Genomic DNA, 6094 nt, shown 5'->3' on the forward strand with positions numbered 1-6094 from the left:
GGATCCGGGGGATCGTCTCTGCCGCCTTCTGGGCGTGGGTCTGACCCACGCCCGTGGTTCTCCATCGTCCGGTCGCCACCCTTGCGCTCGATTGTCACCACCCGATGAGTGTTGGCATGGACCCGCGCCACCCCGGATGACTGAACAGAAGTCAGCAGTTATCGGACGCTTTCTGAGCGTTTCTGCAGGGACTGATCGACTGTGGGACCGTCCCTGTTCCTCTCGTGCCGACTTCGTGAACTCTTCGGGTAGTACGTAGCATCCAGCGCATGGAGCCCCGCCTGCTGCACGACGTCACCGACTCGGTCGCCACCGTCGTCGTCCACCATCCCGGCAAGCGCAACGCGATGACCGCCGAGATGTGGCGGGCGCTGCCGCCGCTGCTCGACACCCTGGCCGCCGATCCGGGCGTACGGGCGCTCGTGCTGACCGGTGAGGGCGGGACGTTCTGCGCCGGGGCCGACATCTCCACGCTGCGAGGGTCGGCGGGTGAGGCGCAGGGGCTGGCGGTGCTCGCGGAGGAGGCGCTCGCGGCGTTCCCGAAGCCGACGCTGGCGGCCATTCGCGGTCATTGTGTGGGCGGCGGGGTGCAGTTGGCGGCGGCCTGCGATCTGCGGTTCGCCGAGGAGGGAGCTCTGTTCGGGGTGACGCCGGCGAAGCTCGGGATCGTGTATCCGGCGTCCGCGACACGGCGGTTGGTGTCGCTGGTGGGTCCCGGGACCGCCAAGTACCTGCTGTTCTCGGGCGAGTTGATCGATGCGGAACGGGCGCTGCGCACCGGGTTCGTCGACGAGCTGCTCTCCGAGGGCGAACTCGCCAAGCGGGTCGCGGAGTTCACCCGGGTGCTGGTCTCCCGCTCGCAGTTGACGCAGGCGTCGGCGAAGGAGTTCGCCAACGGGCGTACGGACAGGGACGGTTACTGGGCCGAGCAGGTGCGCGGCAGCGGCGACACCGCGGAGGGCGTCGCCGCGTTCCTGGAGCGCCGGGCGCCGCGCTTCACCTGGACCGCGTCAGGGTCTGCTTCAGGGACTGCTTCAGGGACTGCTTCAGGATGAAGCGGCTGCCCGCGCGGAGCTTCTCGACGAGGTGCGCGGGCGCCTTCTCCGGGGACCCCGCGTCGTAGGGCGGCTGCGGGTCGTACTCGGTCAACAGCTGTACGGCCTGGGCGTGTTCGTCGCCCGCGATCCGGCCGAGCAGGGTGAGCCCCATGTCGATGCCTGAGGAGACACCGGCCGCGGTGACGTACTTGCCGTCGGTCACCACCCGTTCCCCCGTGGGCTCGGCACCGAACTGCTTCAGGTGGTCCAGGGCGAGCCAGTGGGAGGTCGCGCGGCGGCCCTGGAGCAGTCCGGCGGCGGCCAGCAGCAGGGAGCCCGTGCACACCGAGGTCGTCCATGTGGTCGTGGCGTCGGCGGTGCGCAGCCAGTCCAGGAGGGTCGCGTTCTCCATCTGCGGGGTCTGGCCGGGGCCGCCCGGGACGACCACGATGTCGGGGTTCGGTACGTCGGCGAGGGTGCGGTCGGCTACGAGCGCCAGGTTTCCGGTTTCGTTGCGGACGGGGCCGGTCCGCTCGGCGACGAAGACGGTCTCCGAGTCCGGGAGGCGGCCGAGGGTCTCGTAGGGGCCCACCGCGTCCAGGGCGGTGAAGCGGTCGAAGAGGACGATGGCGATCTGCATCGGGGCCTTTCGTGATCGGCGGATGTTGGATGCGGTTCAGCTGACTCGGCGGTTGAGGTGGCGGACGGGGAGGCGAGGTTCAGGTGGTTCGTTCACTGCGGGTGAGTGGGGGCTGGTCGCGCAGTTCCCCGCGCCCCTAAAGGGGCGCTTTCCGCACCGGTGTCGCCCGTGCACTCGGTGCCGGGTGGAAGCGGCGGCGGTACTCGGCCGGGGAAGCACCGAGAGCCTTGAAGAATGCGCGGCGCATGGACTCGGGGGTGCCGTAGCCGCTGGCGCGGGAGATCTGCTCGATGCCATCGCCGGTGTCCTCCAGGAGGCGGCGGGCGTGTTCGAGGCGGACGCGGTCGACGTAGCGGCCGGGGGTCATGCCGGTCTCGGACTGGAAGGCGCGGGCGAAGTGGCGGGGCGAGAGGCGGGCGCGGGTGGCGAGGGAGTCGACGCTCAGGTCGCCGTCGGGGTGCTCGGTGATCCACTGCTGGACCTCGCGCAAGGGCTCCCGCTGGGCCGTCTGGGCGGCGAGCTGGGCGCTGAACTGGGCCTGGTTCCCCGGCCGGCGCAGGAACACGACCAGGTGGCGGGCGATGGTCAGCGCGGTGTCCCGGCCCAGGTCCTCCTCGACCAGGGCGAGGGCGAGATCGATGCCCGAGGTGACACCGGCCGAGGTGGAGACGGGGCCGTCGCGGACGTAGATCGGGTCCGGGTCGACCTCAACGGTGGGATGGTCGCGGGCGAGCTTCGCGCAGTACGCCCAGTGCGTGGTGGCCCGGCGACGGTCCAGGAGGCCCGCCTCGGCAAGCAGGATCGCCCCGGTGCACACGGAGACCAGCCGCTCCGCGCGCGGCCCGTGCGCGCGCAGCCAGTCGGTCACACGCGGGTCCGGGCCGCGCGCGCCCGGGCCGCCGGGGACGAGGAGCGTGTGCGGGGCGGGCGCGTCGGCGAGGGCCGTGTCCGGTACGACGGTCAGGCCGCTGGACGTGCGCACCGGGCCGCCGTCCAGGGAGGCCGTACGGATGCGATAGGTCCCCGGGACTTGTGTTTCGGCGCCCGCGAAGACCTCCACGGGGCCGGTGACATCGAGGCTCTGGACGTCGTCGAAGAGGACCACCAGGACGGTTCGCATGCCGTCGATTCTTCGTGCTCCGCGCGATGGCCGCAATGACGGGTACCCCACCTTTCCTGCCATCCGTAGCCCACCCCTGGAGTCCGTACCGACCAGTCGGTAACGTGGCCGTCATGACTACCGCCGCCGTCGATCACCGTGCCGGGCGCCGCTGCCACAACGCGCTCAACTCCCTGCACGCCACGCTCTACTTCTCGCCCGACCTGGGGACGGAGTTCGGCGCGCTCGGAGTCACGCACCCCGGGGCCGTCAACTTCGCCGTACGGGCGGCGGCGATGGGCCCGGTCGGTCCCGGCACGGTGACGGCGGCCTTCTACAACTACAAGTACGACCTCGTGGCCCGGCACGTGCCCGCCGTGTGGGAGACCGCCTCCCCGGAGCAGTGCCTCCACGCACGCGCGCGTGCCGTCGACGCGACCCTGCGGCGCCTGCTCGGCGAGGACGCCGTGGCGTCGGAGGAGATGGCGGAGGCGGCGCGGCTGGCACTGCGGGCGACTGAAGCGTGCTCGCGTCCCGCCCGGCCCCTGTACGCGGCCCACGCCGATCTGCCGCTCCCCGAGGAGCCGCACCTCGCCTACTTCCACGCGGCCACGCTGCTGCGCGAGCACCGCGGCGACGGTCACCTGGCCGTCCTGATGTCCGCCGGGCTCGACGGCCTGGAGGCCGTGGTCACCCACACCGCGACCGGCAAGGGCATGGCCCCGAAGTGGGTGTTCGGCACGCGCGGGTGGAACCAGGACGAGTGGGACGCCGCTTCGGGACGGCTCCGGGAGCGCGGACTGCTTGACAGGGACGGCGAGTTGACGGAAGCGGGGGTCGCGCTGCGCGCCGAGATCGAGGCGGAGACGGACCGGCTGGACCGGGCGCCGTACGAGCATCTGGGCGCCGCGGGGGTCGTACGTCTGACCGAACTGGCGACCGGGTTCGCGCGGCTCGCGCTCGCGGCCGGGGCGTTTCCCCGGGATCTGCTCGGCAAGAGCTAGGCACCGGACCCGCAGGACAGCGCCCTGATCCCCGGTTGTCGGTGCCACCTGCCACAATTGCCGCGCAACCTCAGTGGAGAAGGCGGTACGGGCGTGACGACACCCCTCGTAGGGTCCATCGAAGGCAGGATCGCCGAGGAGCTCGGCGTACGGGAGCGGCAGGTGAAGGCTGCCGTCGAGCTGCTCGACGGCGGTTCGACGGTTCCCTTCATCGCCCGCTACCGCAAGGAAGCGACCGAGATGCTCGACGACGCGCAGCTGCGCACGCTCGAAGAGCGGCTGCGGTATCTGCGGGAGCTGGAGGAGCGGCGGACCGCGATCCTCGAATCGGTGCGCGAGCAGGGCAAGCTCACCGGGGAGTTGGAGGCGCAGATCCGCGCCGCCGAGACCAAGGCGCGGCTTGAGGACATCTACCTGCCCTACAAGCCCAAGCGGCGCACCAAGGCGCAGATCGCGCGCGAGGCGGGTCTGGAACCGCTCGCGGAGGGGCTGTTGGGCGACCCGAGCGTGGAACCGCTGGCCGCTGCCGCCGCGTTCGTCGACGCCGACAAGGGTGTCGCCGATCCGCAGGCCGCTCTCGACGGCGCGCGGGCGATCCTCACCGAGCGGTTCTCGGAGGACGCTGACCTGATCGGCGAGCTGCGTGAGCGGATGTGGGGGCGCGGGCGCCTCGCCGCGAAGGTACGGGACGGCAAGGAGGAGGCGGGCGCCAAGTTCGCCGACTACTTCGACTTCTCGGAGCCGTTCACGGCGCTGCCCTCGCACCGCATCCTCGCGATGCTGCGCGGCGAGAAGGAGGACGTCCTCGATCTCGTCCTGGAGCCCGAGGAGGACACCGAGGGGCCTTCCTCCTACGAGGGGATGGTCGCCCACCGCTTCCAGGTCCTCGACCGGGGACGTCCGGGCGACAAGTGGCTTCAGGACACGGTCCGTTGGGCGTGGCGCACCCGCATCCTCGTGCACCTCGGCATCGACCTGCGGCTGCGGCTGCGGACGGCCGCCGAGGACGAGGCGGTCAACGTCTTCGCATCGAACCTGCGGGACCTGCTGCTCGCCGCCCCGGCCGGCACGCGCGCGACGCTGGGGCTGGACCCCGGTTTCCGTACGGGCGTGAAGGTGGCCGTCGTCGACGCGACCGGCAAGGTCGTCGCCACGGACGTGATCTACCCGCACGTCCCGGCCAACAAGTGGGACGACGCCCTCGCCAAGCTGGCTCGGCTCTCCGCGCAGCACTCGGTCGAGCTGATCGCGATCGGCAACGGCACGGCGTCCCGCGAGACGGACAAGCTCGCCGGTGAACTCATCACCAAGCACCCGGAGTTGAACCTCACCAAGGTGATGGTGTCCGAGGCCGGCGCGTCCGTGTACTCGGCGTCCGCGTTCGCCTCGCAGGAACTGCCCGACATGGACGTGTCGTTGCGCGGCGCCGTCTCCATCGCGCGCCGACTCCAGGACCCGCTCGCGGAGTTGGTGAAGATCGACCCCAAGTCGATCGGGGTCGGCCAGTACCAGCACGACCTGTCCGAGGTGAAGCTGTCACGTTCGCTGGACGCGGTGGTCGAGGACTGTGTGAACGGCGTCGGCGTGGACGTCAACACGGCCTCCGCGCCGCTGCTTTCCCGCGTCTCCGGCATCACCTCCGGGCTCGCCGAGAACATCGTGTCGCACCGCGACGCCAACGGCCCGTTCAAGTCGCGTACGCAGCTGAAGAACGTGGCACGGCTCGGCCCGAAGGCCTACGAGCAGTGCGCGGGCTTCCTGCGCATCCGCGGCGGCGACGACCCGCTCGACTCCTCCAGCGTGCACCCCGAGGCGTATCCGGTGGTGCGGCGGATGGTGAAGACGGCGGGCAGCGAGGTGGCGTCGCTCATCGGCAACACGTCGGTGCTGCGCTCGCTGAAGCCGACCGAGTTCGTGGACGAGACGTTCGGTCTGCCCACCGTGACCGACATCCTGAAGGAGTTGGAGAAGCCGGGGCGCGACCCTCGGCCGGCGTTCAAGACGGCCACGTTCAAGGACGGCGTCGAGAAGATCTCCGACCTCGCCCCCGGGATGGTTCTGGAGGGTGTCGTCACGAACGTCGCCGCGTTCGGGGCGTTCATCGACGTCGGGGTCCACCAGGACGGTCTGGCGCACGTTTCCGCCCTGTCGAAGACGTTCGTCAAGGACCCGCGGGATGTGGTGAAGCCGGGTGACATCGTCAAGGTGAAGGTCCTCGACGTGGACATCCCGCGGAAGCGGATCTCGTTGACGCTGCGGCTCGACGACGAGGCGGTGGCCTCCGGCGGTGAGCGGGGACAGCAGGGTGGGGGTG

At 70.8% G+C, this 6094-nt stretch carries 5 protein-coding genes; 3 read left to right on the forward strand and 2 right to left on the reverse strand.

All coding sequences use genetic code 11. The annotated features are described in order from the left end of the window. Positions 1-269 precede the first annotated feature (269 nt). Positions 270-1055, forward strand: a complete 786-nt coding sequence (locus AC31A1_RS44755; RefSeq protein ID WP_489658819.1) for an enoyl-CoA hydratase/isomerase family protein — start codon at positions 270-272, stop codon at positions 1053-1055. On the opposite strand, the gene AC31A1_RS44760 is transcribed toward AC31A1_RS44755, so the two are convergent. Beyond that, positions 997-1677 (reverse strand): DJ-1/PfpI family protein, encoded by a 681-nt coding sequence (locus AC31A1_RS44760; RefSeq protein WP_489658820.1) that lies wholly within the window; start codon positions 1675-1677, stop codon positions 997-999. The genes AC31A1_RS44755 and AC31A1_RS44760 overlap by 59 nt on opposite strands. 136 nt (positions 1678-1813) lie before the next feature. Next, on the reverse strand, positions 1814-2797 hold the full coding sequence (locus tag AC31A1_RS44765; RefSeq protein ID WP_489658821.1) for a GlxA family transcriptional regulator: 984 nt from the start codon (positions 2795-2797) through the stop codon (positions 1814-1816). Positions 2798-2910: 113 nt separating this feature from the next. Between AC31A1_RS44765 and AC31A1_RS44770 the strand changes: the two genes are divergently transcribed. Next, a complete protein-coding gene (locus AC31A1_RS44770; RefSeq protein ID WP_489658822.1) occupies positions 2911-3780 on the forward strand; it encodes an SCO6745 family protein in 870 nt (289 codons plus the stop codon). A 93-nt stretch (positions 3781-3873) separates the two neighbouring features. Beyond that, a partial coding sequence (locus tag AC31A1_RS44775; RefSeq protein ID WP_489658823.1) for a Tex family protein occupies positions 3874-6094 on the forward strand: 2221 nt, incomplete at its 3' end.

Source organism: Streptomyces sp. P5F9 (genome assembly GCF_057961495.1).